Annotated in this window: 14 protein-coding genes; 9 read left to right on the top strand and 5 right to left on the bottom strand. The window is 70.8% G+C overall.

Going from position 1 to position 16,343, the window contains the following annotated elements; translation table 11 throughout:
* Positions 1-255: 255 nt before the first annotated feature.
* The 5 genes from MPPM_RS07450 to MPPM_RS07430 all read left to right on the top strand — a co-directional run bounded on the left by MPPM_RS07450 (position 256) and on the right by MPPM_RS07430 (position 5,365).
* Positions 256-825 carry a F0F1 ATP synthase subunit delta gene (locus MPPM_RS07450; RefSeq protein ID WP_096484503.1) on the top strand — a complete coding sequence of 190 codons (570 nt, stop codon included), beginning with the start codon at positions 256-258 and terminating at the stop codon, positions 823-825.
* Between the two features lie 71 nt (positions 826-896).
* Positions 897-2,426, top strand: coding sequence for a F0F1 ATP synthase subunit alpha (atpA, locus tag MPPM_RS07445; RefSeq protein ID WP_017484869.1), 1,530 nt, complete (start codon positions 897-899; stop codon positions 2,424-2,426).
* Between the two features lie 91 nt (positions 2,427-2,517).
* Positions 2,518-3,408 carry a F0F1 ATP synthase subunit gamma gene (locus tag MPPM_RS07440; protein ID WP_096484502.1) on the top strand — a complete coding sequence of 297 codons (891 nt, stop codon included), beginning with the start codon at positions 2,518-2,520 and terminating at the stop codon, positions 3,406-3,408.
* Positions 3,409-3,433: 25 nt separating this feature from the next.
* Positions 3,434-4,885, top strand: a complete 1,452-nt coding sequence (gene atpD, locus MPPM_RS07435; RefSeq protein WP_096484501.1) for a F0F1 ATP synthase subunit beta — start codon at positions 3,434-3,436, stop codon at positions 4,883-4,885.
* Between the two features lie 78 nt (positions 4,886-4,963).
* Entirely contained in the window at positions 4,964-5,365 is a 402-nt protein-coding gene (locus MPPM_RS07430) for a F0F1 ATP synthase subunit epsilon (protein ID WP_096484500.1), read from the top strand.
* Positions 5,366-5,713: 348 nt separating this feature from the next.
* On the opposite strand, the gene MPPM_RS07425 is transcribed toward MPPM_RS07430, so the two are convergent.
* The 5 genes from MPPM_RS07425 to MPPM_RS07405 all read right to left on the bottom strand — a co-directional run bounded on the left by MPPM_RS07425 (position 5,714) and on the right by MPPM_RS07405 (position 9,109).
* A complete protein-coding gene (locus tag MPPM_RS07425; RefSeq protein ID WP_096484499.1) occupies positions 5,714-6,979 on the bottom strand; it encodes a CCA tRNA nucleotidyltransferase in 1,266 nt (421 codons plus the stop codon).
* Positions 6,976-7,233, bottom strand: coding sequence for a DUF6111 family protein (locus MPPM_RS07420; protein WP_096484498.1), 258 nt, complete (start codon positions 7,231-7,233; stop codon positions 6,976-6,978). Before MPPM_RS07420 ends, MPPM_RS07425 begins: the two co-directional genes overlap by 4 nt.
* Positions 7,234-7,315: 82 nt before the next feature.
* The gene (locus MPPM_RS07415; RefSeq protein WP_096484497.1) at positions 7,316-7,987 is read right to left on the bottom strand and encodes a CoA pyrophosphatase; all 672 of its coding nucleotides are present in this window, start codon (positions 7,985-7,987) and stop codon (positions 7,316-7,318) included.
* Complete coding sequence (locus tag MPPM_RS07410; RefSeq protein ID WP_096484496.1) at positions 7,984-8,577, bottom strand: DUF1285 domain-containing protein; 594 nt, start codon at positions 8,575-8,577, stop codon at positions 7,984-7,986. The genes MPPM_RS07415 and MPPM_RS07410 overlap by 4 nt, the downstream gene beginning before the upstream one ends.
* 115 nt (positions 8,578-8,692) lie before the next feature.
* Complete coding sequence (locus tag MPPM_RS07405; protein ID WP_096484495.1) at positions 8,693-9,109, bottom strand: PaaI family thioesterase; 417 nt, start codon at positions 9,107-9,109, stop codon at positions 8,693-8,695.
* 198 nt (positions 9,110-9,307) lie between these two features.
* On the opposite strand from MPPM_RS07405, the gene MPPM_RS07400 reads away from it, so the two are divergent.
* From MPPM_RS07400 to MPPM_RS07385, 4 genes are all read left to right on the top strand, one after another.
* A complete protein-coding gene (locus tag MPPM_RS07400) occupies positions 9,308-10,318 on the top strand; it encodes an AAA family ATPase (protein WP_096484494.1) in 1,011 nt (336 codons plus the stop codon).
* Positions 10,319-10,329: 11 nt separating this feature from the next.
* A complete protein-coding gene (locus tag MPPM_RS07395; RefSeq protein WP_096484493.1) occupies positions 10,330-11,244 on the top strand; it encodes a DUF58 domain-containing protein in 915 nt (304 codons plus the stop codon).
* Positions 11,245-11,257: 13 nt separating this feature from the next.
* Positions 11,258-14,092: a DUF4159 domain-containing protein gene (locus MPPM_RS07390; RefSeq protein WP_096484492.1), complete on the top strand. Its 2,835-nt coding sequence runs from the start codon at positions 11,258-11,260 to the stop codon at positions 14,090-14,092.
* 82 nt (positions 14,093-14,174) lie between these two features.
* On the top strand, positions 14,175-16,262 hold the full coding sequence (locus tag MPPM_RS07385; protein WP_096484491.1) for a hypothetical protein: 2,088 nt from the start codon (positions 14,175-14,177) through the stop codon (positions 16,260-16,262).
* The last annotated feature ends 81 nt before the right edge of the window (positions 16,263-16,343 follow it).

The following is a 16,343-nucleotide window of genomic DNA, read 5'->3' as shown; positions in this document are numbered from 1 at the left end:
AGGGATAAAGATCCGAGCCGGCTTCCCGTCCATCGTCATCCATGCGCGCGGGGCGGACGAAGCGCTCAACCATCGCCCTAACGTTGCCTTGCGCCCCCTCGGAACGCATGCTAGGCGACAGCCGCGCCGCGGGGAGACCGATCAAGGCCTTCCGTGCCCGGTGCAATTCCAATCCCCACGGGTCTCACGCCGTCGCCGTCACCAGGCGAGTTCAGGCTTGAGGGGCCGGCGGGCAAGGATAAGAGAGAGCGACGGGTGGCGCAGAACGGTTCCGAGGGTCCCCTGCTGGCCGGTGTGGCGGGCCGCTACGCTTTGGCTCTGTACGAGCTGGCCCGCGACGAGGGTCAGGTCGACGACGTTGCCAAGAACCTCGACGCGTTCGATGCGCTGTATCGCGAGAGCGCCGACCTTCGCCGCCTCGTGAAGAGTCCGGCCTTCTCGGCCGAAGAGCAGACGGTCGCCGTCGGCGCCCTGCTCGACCGCGCCGGCATCACGGGGCTGGCTGCCAACTTCATCAAGCTCTCGGCCGCCAACCGCCGCCTCTTCGCGTTGCCGGACATGATCCGCGCCTATCGCGAGAAGGTGCGCGAGGCCAAGGGCATCGTCCGCGCCGAAGTCCGCGTGGCGGAGAAGCCCTCCGACGCGGTCATCGAGGACATCAAGGCCTCGCTGCGCGACGTCGCCAAGTCCGAGGTCGAGATCGACCTCCACATCGACCCGAGCCTGATCGGCGGCCTCGTCGTCAAGATGGGCTCGCGCATGGTCGATGCCTCGCTCCGGACCAAGCTCAACAGCATCCGTCTCGCCATGCGGGAAGCCCGCTGAGGGGCCCGACCCCTCGCGAACTGACCCGACACCCGAACAGACACGCACCCGACCTTTAAAGAGGCCCGACGATGGACATCCGCGCCGCCGAGATCTCCGCGATCCTGAAAGAGCAGATCAAGAATTTCGGCCAGGAGGCCGAGGTGACGGAAGTCGGGCAGGTGCTCGCGGTCGGCGACGGCATCGCCCGCGTCTACGGCCTCGACAACGTCCAGGCCGGTGAGATGGTCGAGTTTGAGTCGGGCGTGCGCGGCATGGCCCTCAACCTCGAGCAGGACAATGTCGGCGTCGTGATCTTCGGCTCCGACCGCGAGATCAAGGAAGGCCAGACCGTCAAGCGCACCGGCGCCATCGTGGACGTACCGGTCGGCAAGGGCCTGCTCGGCCGCGTGGTCGACGGCCTCGGCAACCCGATCGACGGCAAGGGCCCGATCCAGTCGACCGAGCGTCGCCGCGTCGACGTGAAGGCGCCGGGCATCATTCCGCGCAAGTCCGTGCACGAGCCGATGGCCACCGGCCTCAAGGCGATCGACGCCCTGATCCCCGTCGGCCGCGGCCAGCGCGAGCTGATCATCGGCGACCGCCAGACCGGCAAGACCGCGATCGCGCTCGACACCATCCTCAACCAGAAGCCGGCCCATTCGGGCACCGACGAGAACGCCAAGCTCTACTGCGTCTACGTCGCCATCGGCCAGAAGCGCTCCACCGTCGCCCAGTTCGTGAAGGTGCTGGAGGACCAGGGCGCGATGGAATACTCCATCGTGATCGCCGCCACCGCCTCCGACGCCGCGCCGATGCAGTTCATCGCCCCGTTCGCCGGCTGCGCCATGGGCGAGTACTTCCGCGACAACGGCATGCACGCCGTGATCGTGTACGACGACCTCTCCAAGCAGGCGGTGGCCTACCGCCAGATGTCGCTGCTGCTGCGCCGCCCGCCGGGCCGCGAGGCCTATCCGGGCGACGTGTTCTACCTCCACTCGCGCCTGCTCGAGCGCGCCGCCAAGATGGGCGACGCCGCCGGCAAGGGCTCGCTGACCGCGCTTCCCGTGATCGAGACCCAGGCCAACGACGTCTCGGCCTACATCCCGACCAACGTGATCTCGATCACCGACGGCCAGATCTTCCTCGAGACCGACCTGTTCTACCAGGGCGTCCGCCCGGCGGTGAACGTCGGCCTCTCGGTCTCCCGCGTCGGCTCCTCGGCCCAGACCAAGGCGATGAAAAAGGTCGCCGGCAAGATCAAGGGTGAGCTGGCGCAGTACCGCGAGATGGCGGCCTTCGCCCAGTTCGGCTCCGACCTCGACGCCTCGACCCAGCGCCTCTTGAACCGCGGCGCCCGCCTGACCGAGCTCCTGAAGCAGCCGCAATTCTCGCCGCTGAAGATGGAAGAGCAGGTCGCGGTGATCTACGCCGGCGTCAACGGCTACCTCGACAAGCTCCCGGTCAACCAGGTCCGCGCCTTCGAGGACCAGCTCCTGAGCACGCTGCGCTCGAAGCACCAGGATTGGCTCGACTCGGTGCGCGACTCCAAGGACCTGTCGGACGCCAACGCCAACACGCTCAAGGGCGTGATCGAGACCGTCGCCAAGTCGTTCGCGTAAGGCGGTCGATTAGAAGAGTAACGCCAGACGGCCGCTTTCCCCGGGGAGCGGCCGTCGCCGAGACGTCCGCGAGCGATCTGGAAATCCGCCGATGCCGAGTTTGAAGGATCTGCGCAACCGCATCACCTCGGTGAAGGCGACGCAGAAGATCACCAAGGCGATGCAGATGGTCGCCGCCGCCAAGCTGCGGCGCGCCCAGAACGCCGCCGAGAACGGGCGCCCCTACGCCGAGAAGATGGCCCAGGTGCTCGGCAACCTCGCCGGCAACCTGATCGGCGGCGTCGGCGCCCCGCGCCTGCTCTCCGGCACCGGCCAGGACCGGGTGCACCTGCTCGTGGTCTGCACCGGCGACCGGGGTCTGGCCGGCGCCTTCAACTCCTCGATCGCGCGTCTCGCCCGCGACCACGCCAACCGGCTGATGGCCGAGGGCAAGACCGTCAAGATCATCACGGTGGGCAAGAAGGGTCTCGACATCCTGCGCCGCCAGTTCCGCGACCAGATCATCGCCTCGCGCGATATCCGCGGCAACCGGCCGGTCGACTATCCCTTCGCCGCCGAGATCGCCGACGACATCCTCGCCCGCTTCGAGGCCGGCGAGTTCGACGTCGCGACCCTGTTCTACTCGGAGTTCCGCTCGGTGATCTCGCAGATCCCGACGGCGCAGCGGATCATCCCGGCCGAGCTGCCGCAGACCGACGCGGCCGCCGCCAAGGCGCCCGGATCGGACGCGGCGATGGAGTTCGAGCCGAATGAGGAGACCATCCTCGAGACGCTGCTGCCGAAGAACCTCACCGTCCAGGTCTTCCGGGCGCTCCTGGAAAACGCCGCCTCGGAGCAGGGCGCGCGCATGAGCGCCATGGATTCCGCGACCCGCAACGCGGGCGAGATGATCAAGAAGCAGACGCTGGTCTACAACCGCACGCGTCAGGCCATGATCACCAAGGAACTCATCGAGATCATTTCGGGCGCGGAAGCGCTCTGACCGCCGCATAAAAGGATTGATCGCAATGGCGAACACCGCTTCCCCCACGGCCTCCAACTCCAAGGGCCGCATCACCCAGGTCATCGGTCCGGTCGTGGACGTGCAGTTCGACGGCTACCTGCCGGAGATCCTGAACGCCCTGGAGACCAAGAACCAGGGCAACCGCCTCGTGCTCGAGGTGGCGCAGCAGCTCGGCGAGAACACGGTGCGCTGCATCGCCATGGACACCTCGGAAGGCCTCGTGCGCGGCCAGGAGGTCTCCGACACCGGCGCGCCGATCAAGGTGCCGGTCGGCCACAACACGCTCGGCCGCATCATGAACGTCATCGGCGAGCCGATCGACGAGGCCGGCCCGATCCAGGCCGACACCTTCCGCGCCATCCACCAGCCGGCCCCGTCCTACGACGAGCAGTCGACCGAGGCGCAGATCCTCGTCACCGGCATCAAGGTGGTGGACCTGCTCGCCCCCTACGCCAAGGGCGGAAAGATCGGCCTGTTCGGCGGCGCCGGCGTCGGCAAGACCGTGCTGATCATGGAACTGATCAACAACATCGCCAAGGCGCACTCGGGCTACTCGGTCTTCGCCGGCGTCGGCGAGCGGACGCGCGAGGGCAACGATCTCTACCACGAGATGATCGAGTCCAACGTCAACAAGAACCCCAAGGAGAACAACGGCTCGGCCGAGGGCTCCAAGTGCGCGCTGGTCTACGGCCAGATGAACGAGTCGCCCGGCGCCCGCTCCCGCGTGGCGCTGACCGGCCTGACCATCGCCGAGCAGTTCCGCGACGAGGGCCAGGACGTGCTCTTCTTCGTCGACAACATCTTCCGCTTCACGCAGGCGGGCTCCGAGGTGTCGGCGCTCCTCGGCCGCATCCCCTCCGCGGTGGGCTACCAGCCGACGCTCGCCACCGACATGGGCGCGCTGCAGGAGCGCATCACCACCACGACCAAGGGCTCGATCACCTCGGTGCAGGCGATCTACGTGCCGGCGGACGACCTGACCGACCCGGCCCCGGCCACCTCCTTCGCCCACCTCGACGCCACGACCGTGCTCTCGCGCTCGATCGCCGAGAAGGGCATCTACCCGGCGGTGGACCCGCTCGACTCCACCTCGCGCATGCTCTCGCCGGCCATCCTCGGCGAGGAGCACTACGAGGTCGCCCGTAAGGTCCAGCAGACCCTGCAGCGCTACAAGTCGCTCCAGGACATCATCGCGATCCTGGGCATGGACGAGCTCTCGGAAGAGGACAAGCTGACGGTGGCCCGCGCCCGCAAGATCGAGCGCTTCCTCTCCCAGCCGTTCCACGTCGCCGAGGTGTTCACCGGCTCGCCGGGCAAGCTCGTCGCGCTCGAGGACACGATCAAGGGCTTCAAGGGCCTGGTCGAGGGCAAGTACGACGACCTGCCGGAGGCCGCCTTCTACATGGTCGGCTCCATCGAGGAGGCCCAGGAGAAGGCCAAGAAGCTCGCCGCCTAAGAGCGGCCCACGCTTCCCATCCGGCGCGCGGGACGGAGACGACCCGCGCGCCGCTCAACCTCTCGCGGACACTGACGCATGGCCACCTTCCAGTTCGATTTCGTCGGCCCCGAGCGGACGCTGTATTCCGGCGAGGTCGAGGCGGTGCAGCTTCCCGGCGTCGAGGGTGAGATGACCGTGCTGCCGGGCCACGCCCCGGTGCTGACCGCCCTCAAGGTCGGCGTCATCACGGTCACCGAGACCGCCGGCAACGGCAAGCGCATCTACGTCCAGGGCGGCTTCGCCGATATCGGTCCGACCTCCGTGACAGTGCTCGCCGAGCGCGCCGCGCCGATCGAAGAGCTGACCCCCGCCCTGCTCGACAAGGAGATCGAGGCGGCGGAGTTGGCCCGCGACGCGACCCAGGACTACGCCAAGCGCGAGGCCCTGAACGCCCAGATCGTCCAGATGCAGGAAGCCAAGCACACGCTGAGCCTCTGATTTTCGCGAACATTTCGATCTTCGAAGGGCGCTGGGAAACCGGCGCCCTTTTTTCATAGCTCGGCGGATGTGCCGGCCGTCTTTCGATCCGGCCCCAGGCCCGTCGCTAGACATGAAAAACCCCTCGCTCCAGGGGAGGAGGGGGTTATCACTCGCCGAAGCCCTTGAGTATCTCGCGTTGCGCGTGGACCGAAGCGGTTGCCCGTATCGGCGGCCCGGGGCTGTCTCAGGCGATCCGTCCCCGTTGATCGGGATAATAAGGGCTAACGCTTGGAGTTCAACCGCTTTGCCTCCTCGGCCGTCCCCGAACGGTGCTATGCCTGAACGTGCATCAGCGCTCGAAGCCAATCACGCCAGTTCCTTGGCAGCCTCCAGCGCCCGCGCGATCAGCCGTTCCCGCGCCTCCGCATCGTCCGGGCAGCCCTCGGCGAGCCAGAGTTCACGGGCGGCCTTGAGGCCGATGCCGACCCCCCGGCCCGGCGGCAGACCGCGCGCCACGAGGTCGGCGCCGGTCACGGGGAAGACCGGTCGGGTGCCCGCACGAGCCATCCGGTCAAGCGCCGCGCGGGCCTCCGCCGTGGCGCGGGGGCGCGGCTCGCCGTCGAGGGCGATCAGAAGTTCGCGGAAGAGTTCGGCGCCGTGGGTCGCCACCAGGGCCGGCACCGCCTCCGCCTCGATCACCGGCCGGTCGTGGAGCAGCGCCAGCGCCGCGGCGTAGCCGGTGAGGCGCGCGTGCTCGGCCCGCGACAGGCGCAGGCTCGCCTGCAGGCGGTCCGCGTCCTCGCTGGTGCGCACGGCCAGCGCCGCGAAGCGGGCGACGGCGTCGAGGGGCGGTTCGGCCGCCGCGGCGCGGGCGAGGCGGCCGAGTTCGCCGATGCCGCCGAGGATGCGCAGCAGCAGGCCGGTCTCGCTCAAGCACGCCACCGCCGCGACGGCGCGGGGGGCGAGCAGCAGCTTCAGGAATTCGGCCCGCACCCGCTCCCGCGAGAGCCGGTCGAGGCTGTCGCGGGCCGCGACCGAGGCGGCGAGTCCCTCGGCATCCGGCGCGCCGCGCCCGTAGCGGGCGTGGAAGCGGAAGAAACGCAGCAGCCGCAGGGCATCCTCGCGCAGGCGGGTCGCGGCGTCGCCGATGAACCGCACCCGGCCGGCGGCGAGGTCGGCGACGCCTCCCGTGGTGTCGTGCAGGCGCCCCTGCGCATCCAGCGAGAGCGCGTTGATGGTGAAGTCGCGCCGCTCGGCATCGCGGGAAAAATCGCGGCCGAAGCGCACCACCGCATGGCGCCCGTCGGTCTCCACGTCCTCGCGCAGGGTCGTCACCTCGTGCGGCGCGCCGCCCACGACGAGGGTGATCGTGCCGTGCTCGATCCCCGTCGGCACCGCCTTGATCCCCGCGGCACGGGCCCGCTCCATCACCGCCTCCGGCAGGAGCGTGGTGGCGAGATCGATATCGCTGACGGCCGACCCGAGCAGCGCGTCGCGCACGCAGCCGCCGACGAGGCGCGTCGCCTCGCCCGGTGCGTCGAGCGCCGCGAGGCAGGCCTGCACGCCCGCCCGCGCCAGGAGGCGGCCGGGGCCGTCCGCGTCGAGGGGCGGGGGAATCGCGTCGGCGCTCATCGGAAATGGCCCGGCACCAGCCGCCCGTCCTCGAAGCGCGGCAGCACATAGCCTCCGTCGTGGCGCGGTGCGGTCAACCCGGTCATGACCAGGGAGGCGATGACGATGAACGAGCCGGCCAGCACCAGCCGCGTCCATTGCGGCTTCCACTCCGCATGGTCGAGCGGCGAGCGCCGGGCGAACAGCAGCCACGCGGCAAACGCCAGGAAGGGCAGGGAGAACAGGAGAATTTCCTGGAGGACGAGGCGGAGCATCGAGGCTGCGATCTGCGGCGGGGGCGGCGGGTCGCCCAGGTGTTAGGACGAGTGGTCGGACGGGTGTTCGGAGAGGACGCCCTCAGGCGTAGAGACGTTCGTAGAGGTTATGCACGATCCCCGCCGTGACGCCCCAGATCAGGTGCTCCGCGAAGGGGATGGCGTAGAAATAGCGCGTCCGGCCCTTCCATTCCGCCGAACGGACGAGATGCCGCGCCGGGTCCATCAGGAAGGCGAGCGGCACCTCGAACACCGCCGCCACCTCCGCCGAGTTGGGGCGCAGCACGGCCTCGCGCGACACGAGGCCGACCACCGGCATCACGAGGAAGCCGGTGCCCGAGAGATAGGGGTCGAGATAGCCGAGCGGGCGCACCGCCCCGCTCTCCAGCCCGATCTCCTCCCACGCCTCGCGCAAAGCCGTGTCGATCGGCGAGGTGTCCTCGGCATCGACCTTGCCGCCGGGAAAGGCGACCTGTCCCGAATGCTCGCGCAGATGCGCCGCCCGCTTGGTGAACAGCAGCGTCACGCCGTCCGGCCGGTCGATCACCGGCACCAGCACGGCGGCGGGCCGGTGCGGCGTGGCCGGCGCGACGGAAAAACCCTCCGGCTGGAGATCGTGGTCGCCGCGCGGGTTCGACAGCGGCACGCCCGGCCCCGGCGCCACGTGGCTCAGCCGGTTCTCCGCCCGCGCGAGGAAGGCGTCGAGACCGGGATCGTCCGCGGGCGCGCCGGCGGCGCCTTCGGGCAGCCTCACGCGGCCTCCGCCGGGGCGATGCGGTGGAAATGCCCACCCGCCCAGAGGCCGAACCATCGCTGTCCGTCGATCGCGCGCTCCTCGCCCATCTCCACGAGGTCGTAGGTGAGGGGGCGGGTGACCAGGGCCCAGAGGTCGCGGCGCACGTGGAGATAGGGCTTCAGGCCCTCCGCCCCGTCGGCGAAGCGGAGAGGGTGCTCGGCATCGGCCGGAACGAGATCGTCCACGTTGGTGCGGAAGGCGAGGCGGCGCCCCTCGCCCTCGCCCTCCACCGCCATCTCGACCGCGGTGAAGGGCGCGTCGTCCACCTGGATGCGCACCCGCTCGGCCGGCGTGACGAGCACGATCGAACCGTCGGGCTCCTTGCGCAGGATCGAGGCGAACAGTTTGACGAGCTTGGGCCGCCGGATCGGTGAGCCGTTGTGGAACCACGTGCCGTCGGCGGCGATGCGGATATCGATCGCGCCGCAATGCTCCGGGTTCCAGCGCTCCACCGGCGGCAGCCCGCGCTTGGCCGTATCCTTGCCGATCTCGCCGAGGGCGGCGCTGAGGCGGGCCAGCGCCGGATCGTCGGAGGCGGGTTGGGTCATGATGTCTCGCCGGGCTAGAGCATCGTCCCGAAAGGCGGCTGCCGGCTTTCGGAAAAAACGATGCAAAAACGAGAGCCTAGAGCATCGTCCCGGATCCGATATCCGGGACGATGCTCTAGTCCCTCAGAACCTTCCAGATTCCCGTCACCGCCGCCAGCGGCCGGCCGCCGCTGGTCAGCGTCCCGCGCACGAAGACGAGGGAGGCCGTCTTCCGCACGATCTCCGGCACGGTCTCGACGAGATCGCCGATCTGCGCCGCGCCAACGAACTGGCTCTGCATCTCGATGGTGACGGCGCGGGCCCCGTCGCAGGCCTCGCGCACGACGATGCTGAGCGCCCGGTCGGCGAAGGTGAGCAGCATGCCGCCATGGACGATGCCGACGAGGTTGCCGTGCCGCTCGTCGGTCCGGAAGGCGAACTCCTTCGTGCCCGCGACCGTGCGGTGATAGACCGGCCCGACATGGGCGATGAAGCCCGGATCGGTGAAGGCCTCCCAGCCCTCGGGAAAGACCACGCGCTCCTCGTCCGTCATCCGCTCTCGCCTCCCGAGCCGCAGGGCGGAAATCGCGCCCGCGATGCACGATGTCGCGGGCATCCTGCTCTGCCCGCACGGCCCGCCATATAGTGCCGAACTGCCGCGCGGCAGCGCCGCGCTTGCGTTCGGCCGGCGTTCGGCGCCAGACTCAGGCACTTTCGGGCCATCGCGCCCGGTCATCGCAAGGTTCACTTCATGGCACAGGGCGCCGGACCGGCCAGCACGACGAGCCTCGACGACGGCATCGTCGCCACCGCCGAGACCTGCCTCGCCGCGATTCATGAGGCGCGGGAGGCGATCCACGGAGTCATCTTCGGCCAGGAGAAGATCGTCGATCTGGCCCTGGTCACGATCCTGGCCGGCGGCCACGGCCTGCTCGTCGGCCTTCCCGGTCTGGCCAAGACCAAGCTGGTCGAGACGCTCGGCACCGTGCTCGGGCTCGATGCGCGGCGGGTGCAGTTCACGCCCGACCTGATGCCCTCCGACATCCTCGGCACCGAGATTCTCGACGAGGATGCCGAGCGCCGCCGCTCGTTCCGCTTCGTCAAGGGGCCGGTCTTTACCCAGCTCCTGATGGCCGACGAGATCAACCGCGCCAGCCCGCGCACGCAATCGGCCCTGCTCCAGGCGATGCAGGAGCATTTCGTCTCGGTGGCGGGCGAGCGCCACGACCTGCCGCGCCCCTTCCACGTGCTGGCGACGCAGAACCCGATCGAGCAGGAGGGCACTTACCCGCTGCCCGAGGCGCAGCTCGACCGTTTCCTCCTGGAGATCGACGTCGGCTATCCCGACCGCGCCGCCGAGCGCCGCATCCTGATCGAGACCACCGGCGTCGAGGATGCGCGGGCCAAGACCGTGATGAACACCGAGCAACTGCTCACGGCGCAGCGCCTTGTGCGGCGCCTGCCGGTGGGCGATGCCGTGGTCGACGCCATCCTCGACCTCGTCCGCTCGGCCCGTCCCGAGGGTGGTGATCCGGCGATCGCGAAAAAGCTGCTCTGGGGGCCCGGCCCCCGCGCCAGCCAGGCGCTGACGCTGGCCGTGCGCGCCCGCGCGCTGATCGAGGGCCGCGTCGCCCCGTCCGTGGCCGACGTGAAGGCGCTGGCCGAACCGGTGCTCAAGCACCGCATGGCGGTGACCTTCGCAGCGCGCGCCGACGGCGAGACGGTGACCGGCCTGATCGGCCAGCTCGCCGCGAAGCTCTGAGTTCCGCGCGGATGGCCTCCACCCGGCTCGTCGAAGCCGAGAGCCGCCGCCCCGGCGGCGCGCAGACCGGTGGTGCGCTCGCGCTCGCCGAGGTGATGCCGCGGCTCGTGCTCGAGTCGCGTCGCGTCTCCGGCACCCTGGCGCACGGCCTGCACGGGCGGCGCCGGGCCGGGCCGGGCGAGAGCTTCTGGCAGTTCCGCCCCTTCGTCACCGGTGAGGCGGCGGCGCGCATCGACTGGCGCCGCTCCGCCCGCGACGACCGGCTCTACGTGCGCGAGCGCGAGTGGGAGGCTGCCCACAATATCTGGATCTGGATCGACCGCTCCGCCTCGATGGGCTTCGCCTCGGATCTGGCCCAGACCTCGAAGGTCGAGCGGGCCCTGGTGCTGGGGCTGGCGCTCGCCGACACTTTTGTGGAGGGCGGCGAGCGCGTCGGCCTGCTCGGGCTCAACCGCGCCAGCGCCTCCCGCGGCATCGTCGAGACCTTGGCTCAGGCGCTGGTCAACGACCGGGCCGGGCTGAGCCAGGATCTGCCGCCGCACGCGAGCCCCGGCCGCTTCGACGAGGTGGTGCTGGTGAGCGATTTCCTGACTCCCCTCGACCGGGTACGCGAGGCGGTGCAGGCCAATTCCGTCCACGGCAACCGCGGCCATCTCGTGCTGGTCGTCGACCCGGTGGAGGAGACCTTCCCCTTCACCGGCCAGGCGGTGCTGCACGATCCGGAAGGCGGCCTGAGCCTCGATATCGGCGAGGCCGGCGCCTGGGGCGAGGCCTATCGGAGCCGCATCGCGGCCCATCGCGACGGCCTGTCCGAGATCGCCCGGCAGCGGGGCTGGACGCTGACGATTCACCGCACCGACCGGCCGGCGAGCGAGGCGGCCCTGCGCGTCCTCACCCTCGTCGCCGCCGCGCGCGGGCTCGGCTGAAAGGCGAAGCGCATTGCTCGGGATTCCGCTCACCTTCGCCGCCCCCCTCGCGCTCGCCGCGCTCGTCGCGCTGCCGGCCCTGTGGGTGCTGCTGCGGGTCACGCCGCCGCGCCCGCGCCGCATCGCCTTCCCGCCGCTGGCGCTCGTCGCCGACCTGCTGCCGAAGCGCGAGACCCCGGCCCGCACCCCGCCCTGGCTGCTGATCCTACGCATCCTCGCCGCCGCCTGCCTGATCCTCGCCGTCGCCGGGCCGGTATGGAATCCCGGCGGCATCGGCGCCGCCGCGGGGCGCGAACCCCTGCTCCTCATCCTCGACAACGGCTTCGTCGCCGCCCACGATTGGCGCGACCGCCTGCGCGCGGCCACCGACGAGATCGAGGCCGCCGCCCGCGACGGCCGCCCGGTGGCCCTGGTCGCGAGCGCCGACGCGCCGGCCCCCTTCGAGGCGAAGGCCCCGGCCGCCGCGCTGGAGCGCCTGCGGGCGATCAAGCCCCGCCCGCATCTCGGCGACCGGGACGCGCATCTGGCCTCGATCGGCACCTTCCTGGAGCGGATGCCCGGCGCCTCGATCGTCTGGATCAGCGACGGCGTGCGCGGCACCGGCAAGGGTGATTTCGCGACAGCACTCGGGGATCTCGCCAGCCGCCACGGCAGCGCGATCACCGTGCTCAAGGCCGAGCGCTCCCCGGCGCTCGCCCTCGAAGGCTCGCCGATGCAGCCGGGCGAAAAGCTCTCGGCGCAGGTGCTGCGGGCCGCAGGCAACGGCCGCGATGCCGGGCTGGTGCGCGCCCTCGACCAGAAGGGCCTGCCGCTCGCCGAGAGCCGCTTCATGCTGGAGCCCGAGGCGCGGGAGACGAGCGTGAGCTTCGATCTGCCGGTGGAGCTGCGCAACGCCATCGCCCGGCTCGAGATCGAGGGCGAACGCTCGGCCGGCGCCGTGGTGCTGATGGACGAGCGCGGCAAGCGGCGCCGGGTCGGCCTCGTCTTCGGCGGCACGCTCGATCAGGCCCAGCCCCTGCTGGCGCCGACCTACTACCTTGCCAAGGCGCTCGCGCCCTTCGCCGACGTGCAGCAGCCCCGCGGCGGCCAGGGCACCGCCGAATCCATCGGCCAGATGCTCGACAACCAAGTCTCGGTGCTGGCGCTCGCCGATGTCGGCGCGCTGGACGAGCGCACCCTGGCGCGGGTCGAGAAATTCGTGGACGAGGGCGGGCTGCTGCTGCGCTTCGCTGGGCCGCGGCTCGCTGCCGGCAACGACCCGCTCGTGCCGGTGCGCCTGCGCCGGGGCGGGCGCTCGCTCGGCGGTACCCTCTCCTGGGACCGGCCGAAGACGCTCGCCGCCTTCGCCCCCGAGAGCCCCTTCGCCGGGCTGAGCCCGCCGACTGACATCGGCGTGCGCCGCCAGATCCTGGCCGAGCCCGACGGCGACCTGCCGGGCAAGACCTGGGCCTCGCTACAGGACGGCACGCCGATCGTCACGGCGGAGAAGCGCGGGCAGGGGCTGGTGGTGCTGTTCCACGTCACCGCCGACACCACGTGGTCGAACCTGCCCCTGTCGGGCCTGTTCGTCGACATGCTGCGCCGGGTCGTCGGGCTCGCCGGCCCCTCGGCCAAGCTCGGCGAGGGCGACGGGCGGCAGGCCAAGGCCGCGCTGCTCGCCCCGCGCCTGACCCTCGACGGGTTCGGCGCGCTCGGCTCGCCGCCGGCCAGCGCCACCGCCGTGCCGGCCGATTTCGCTGACCGCGCCGGTCCCGAGCACCCGCCGGGCTTCTACGGCACGGCGGAGGGCGGCATCGCCGTCAACGCGCTCGTGCCCGGCGACCGCCTCGAACCCCTCGACTTCACCGGATTGAAGGGCGCCCGCACGGGCTCGCTCGCCGGGGCCGAGACGCTGGATCTGCGCGCGCTGCTGTTCAGCCTCGCGCTGAGCTTGCTCGCCCTCGACACCCTGGCCGGCCTCTGGCTCGGCGGCTTTTTTCGGAATTTCGGCCGCAGCGGTGGCGGCCGGGCTGCGCCCGCCGCTTGGCTCCTGCCGGTGCTGCTCGGCCTCGCCCTCGTCTTCGCGCCGCCCCCGGCGCGGGCCGAGGCGCCGCCGGCCAACCGGCCGAACGGTATCGAATCGGCGCTGGCCACCCGGCTCGCCTTCGTCGTCACCGGCGACGCCGCGACCGATGCGGCGAGCCGCGCCGGCCTGTCGGGCCTGAGCCAGATGCTGGCCGCCCGCACCGCCCTGGAACCCGGCGAGCCCGCCGGCCTGAACCTGGAGAAGGACGAACTCGCCTTCTACCCGCTGATCTATTGGCCGATCGTCGCCGGGCGCCCGCAGCCCAGCGAGGCCGCGATCCGCAAGATCGACGCCTTCATGCGAAATGGCGGCACGGTGATCTTCGACACCCGCGACGCCCAGACCGCCCGCGCGAACGGCCCGCCGACCCCGGAGACGGCCTACCTGCGCAAGATGCTGGCGACCCTCGAAGTGCCGGAACTCGAGCCGGTGCCGCAGGACCACGTGCTGACCAAGGCGTTCTACCTCGTCGATTCCTTCCCCGGCCGTCTCAGCACCGGCCAGACCTGGGTCGAGACGATTCCCCCCGCGGGCGAGGGCGGCGAGCGCCGCCCGGCCCGGGCCGGCGACGGCGTCACGCCGATCATCATCACCGGCAACGATCTCGCCGCCGCCTGGGCGGTCGGGCGCAACGGCGAGCCGCTCTATCCCGTGAGCGGCGACCAGCGTCAGCGCGAGATGGCGTTCCGCGGCGGCATCAACATCGTGATCTACACGCTGACCGGAAACTACAAGGCCGATCAGGTCCACGTGCCGGCCCTGCTGGAGCGGTTGGGACAGTGACTTTGTTCAGCTCACGATTTCCTTCCTCTCCCTGCCCGGCGGGGAGAGGGGTTTTGCGCTTCATCACAGCAGGCCCTAGCCCATGCTGAGCCTCAGCTTCACCCCCCTCGTCCCCTGGCCGGTGCTCGCCGCCTTCGGCGGGCTCGCTGCGATCCTCGCCGTGCTGGCGGTGCTCGCCCGCGGGCGCACGGCGCTGCTGCGGGCGATCGCCCTCGGCCTCGTCCTCCTGGCGCTGGCCAACCCCTCGCTGGTGCGCGAGGACCGCGACCCGGTGAAGGACGTGGCCGCCATCGTCGTCGACCGCTCCGGCTCGCAGGCGCTGGGCGACCGCCCCGCCATGACCGACGCGGTCAAGGCCGAGCTGGAGCGCCGCTTCGGCACGCTCGCCAATATCGAGCCCCGCTTCATCGAGGTCGGCGACGCGCAAGGGGCGGAGGGCGACGACGGCACCAAGCTGTTCACGGCGCTCACCCAGGCGCTCGCCGACGTGCCGCCCGAGCGGATCGCCGGCGTGGTGATGCTCACCGACGGCGTGGTGCACGATATCCCCGCCTCCCTGGCGACGCTGGGGCTGAAGGCGCCGCTGCACGTCCTCGTCACCGGCCGTCCGGACGAGCGCGACCGCCAGATCAAGATGCTGGAAGCCCCCCGCTTCGGCATCGTCGGCCGGGACGTCACCCTGCGCGCCGAGGTGATGGAGCGCGGCGGCACCGGCACGGCGGTCGTCACCGTGCGCCGCGACGGCGAGGAGATCGACCGGCAGAGCATTGCCACCGGCGTGCCGTTCTCGCTCACCACGCATATCGAGCATGGCGGCCCGAACGTCGTGGAGATCGAGGTCGAGGCGCTGCCGGGCGAACTCACCACGGTCAACAACCGCGCCGTCCTTCCCATCGAGGGCATCCGCGAGAAGCTTCGGGTGCTGCTCGTCTCCGGCGAGCCGCACCAGGGCGAGCGCACGTGGCGCAACCTCCTGAAGTCGGACGCCTCCGTCGATCTCGTCCACTTCACGATCCTGCGCCCCCCGGAGAAGCAGGACGGCACGCCGATCTCCGAACTCTCGCTGATCGCCTTCCCGACCCGCGAGCTGTTCGTCCAGAAGATCAAGGACTTCGACCTCATCATCTTCGATCGCTACGCCAACCAGAGCGTGCTGCCGCAGGCCTATTTCGACAACATCGTCCGCTACGTGCGCGAGGGCGGGGCGCTGCTCATCGCCGCCGGACCGGAATTCGCCGGCCCCGCCAGTCTCGCCCGCACCCGGCTCGCCTCGATTCTTCCCGGCGACCCATCAGCCAAGGTGGTCGAGCAGCCGTTCAAGGCCGCGCTCACCGAGACGGGGCACCGCCACCCCGTGACCCGGGCGCTGCCGGGCTCGGAGGCCAACCCGCCGGCCTGGGGCGACTGGCTGCGCATCATCTCGGCCCAGACCCGGGCCGGCGTGCAGCCGATCCTGTCCGGCGCCAACGGCCTGCCGCTCCTGGCGCTCTCCCGCGAGGACAAGGGCCGCGTCGCCCTGATGCTGTCGGATCAGGCCTGGCTCTGGGCCCGCGGCTACCAGCAGGGCGGCCCCTATCTCGACCTGCTGCGGCGCCTCGCCCACTGGCTGATGAAGGAGCCGGCCCTCGAAGAGGAGGCTCTGCGGGCCCAGACCACGGGGCGCGGCCGCGAGGTGCGCGTCGAGCGTCAGACCATGGCCGAGGAGGCCGGGCCTGTCACGATCACCGGCCCGACCGGCAAGGAGCGCCAGCTCGACCTGTCGAAGGCGGAGACCGGCCTGTTCACCGCGACCTTCGAGGCGGAGAGCCTCGGGCTTCACACCCTCCGCTCCGGCAACCTCGTCGCCTTCGTCAGCGTCGGCCCGGCCAATCCGCGCGAACTCGCCGACGTGTTCAGCGATACCGAGCGCCTCAAGGGCGTGGCGGAGGGCTCCGGCGGCACCGTGCGCCGGGTGGCGGCCTCCGGCGGCATCGAGGTGCCGCGCCTCCAGATCACCCGTGGCGGGCGCCTCGGGGGCGCCGACTGGATCGGCTTCCGCCCGAGCGACAGCGCCACAATCCGCGGCGTCGAGGTCTATCCGCTCGGCATCGGCCTGTGGGCGCTCGCCGCGCTCGCCGCCGCCGTACTGGCGATGTGGCTGGTCGAGGGACGGCGCGGGCGCGCGGCTTAGAGCATCATCCCGAGAGGTGGTTTCCGGCTTTCGGAAAAAGATGATGCAAAAACAATAATCTAGCGCATCGTGCTGGATCCG

The sequence above is a fragment of the Methylorubrum populi genome (genome assembly GCF_002355515.1).
Classification (GTDB): domain Bacteria; phylum Pseudomonadota; class Alphaproteobacteria; order Rhizobiales; family Beijerinckiaceae; genus Methylobacterium; species Methylobacterium populi_A.
Note: the sequence above shows the minus strand (reverse complement) of the source record. Positions and strands in the feature narration are given on the sequence as shown.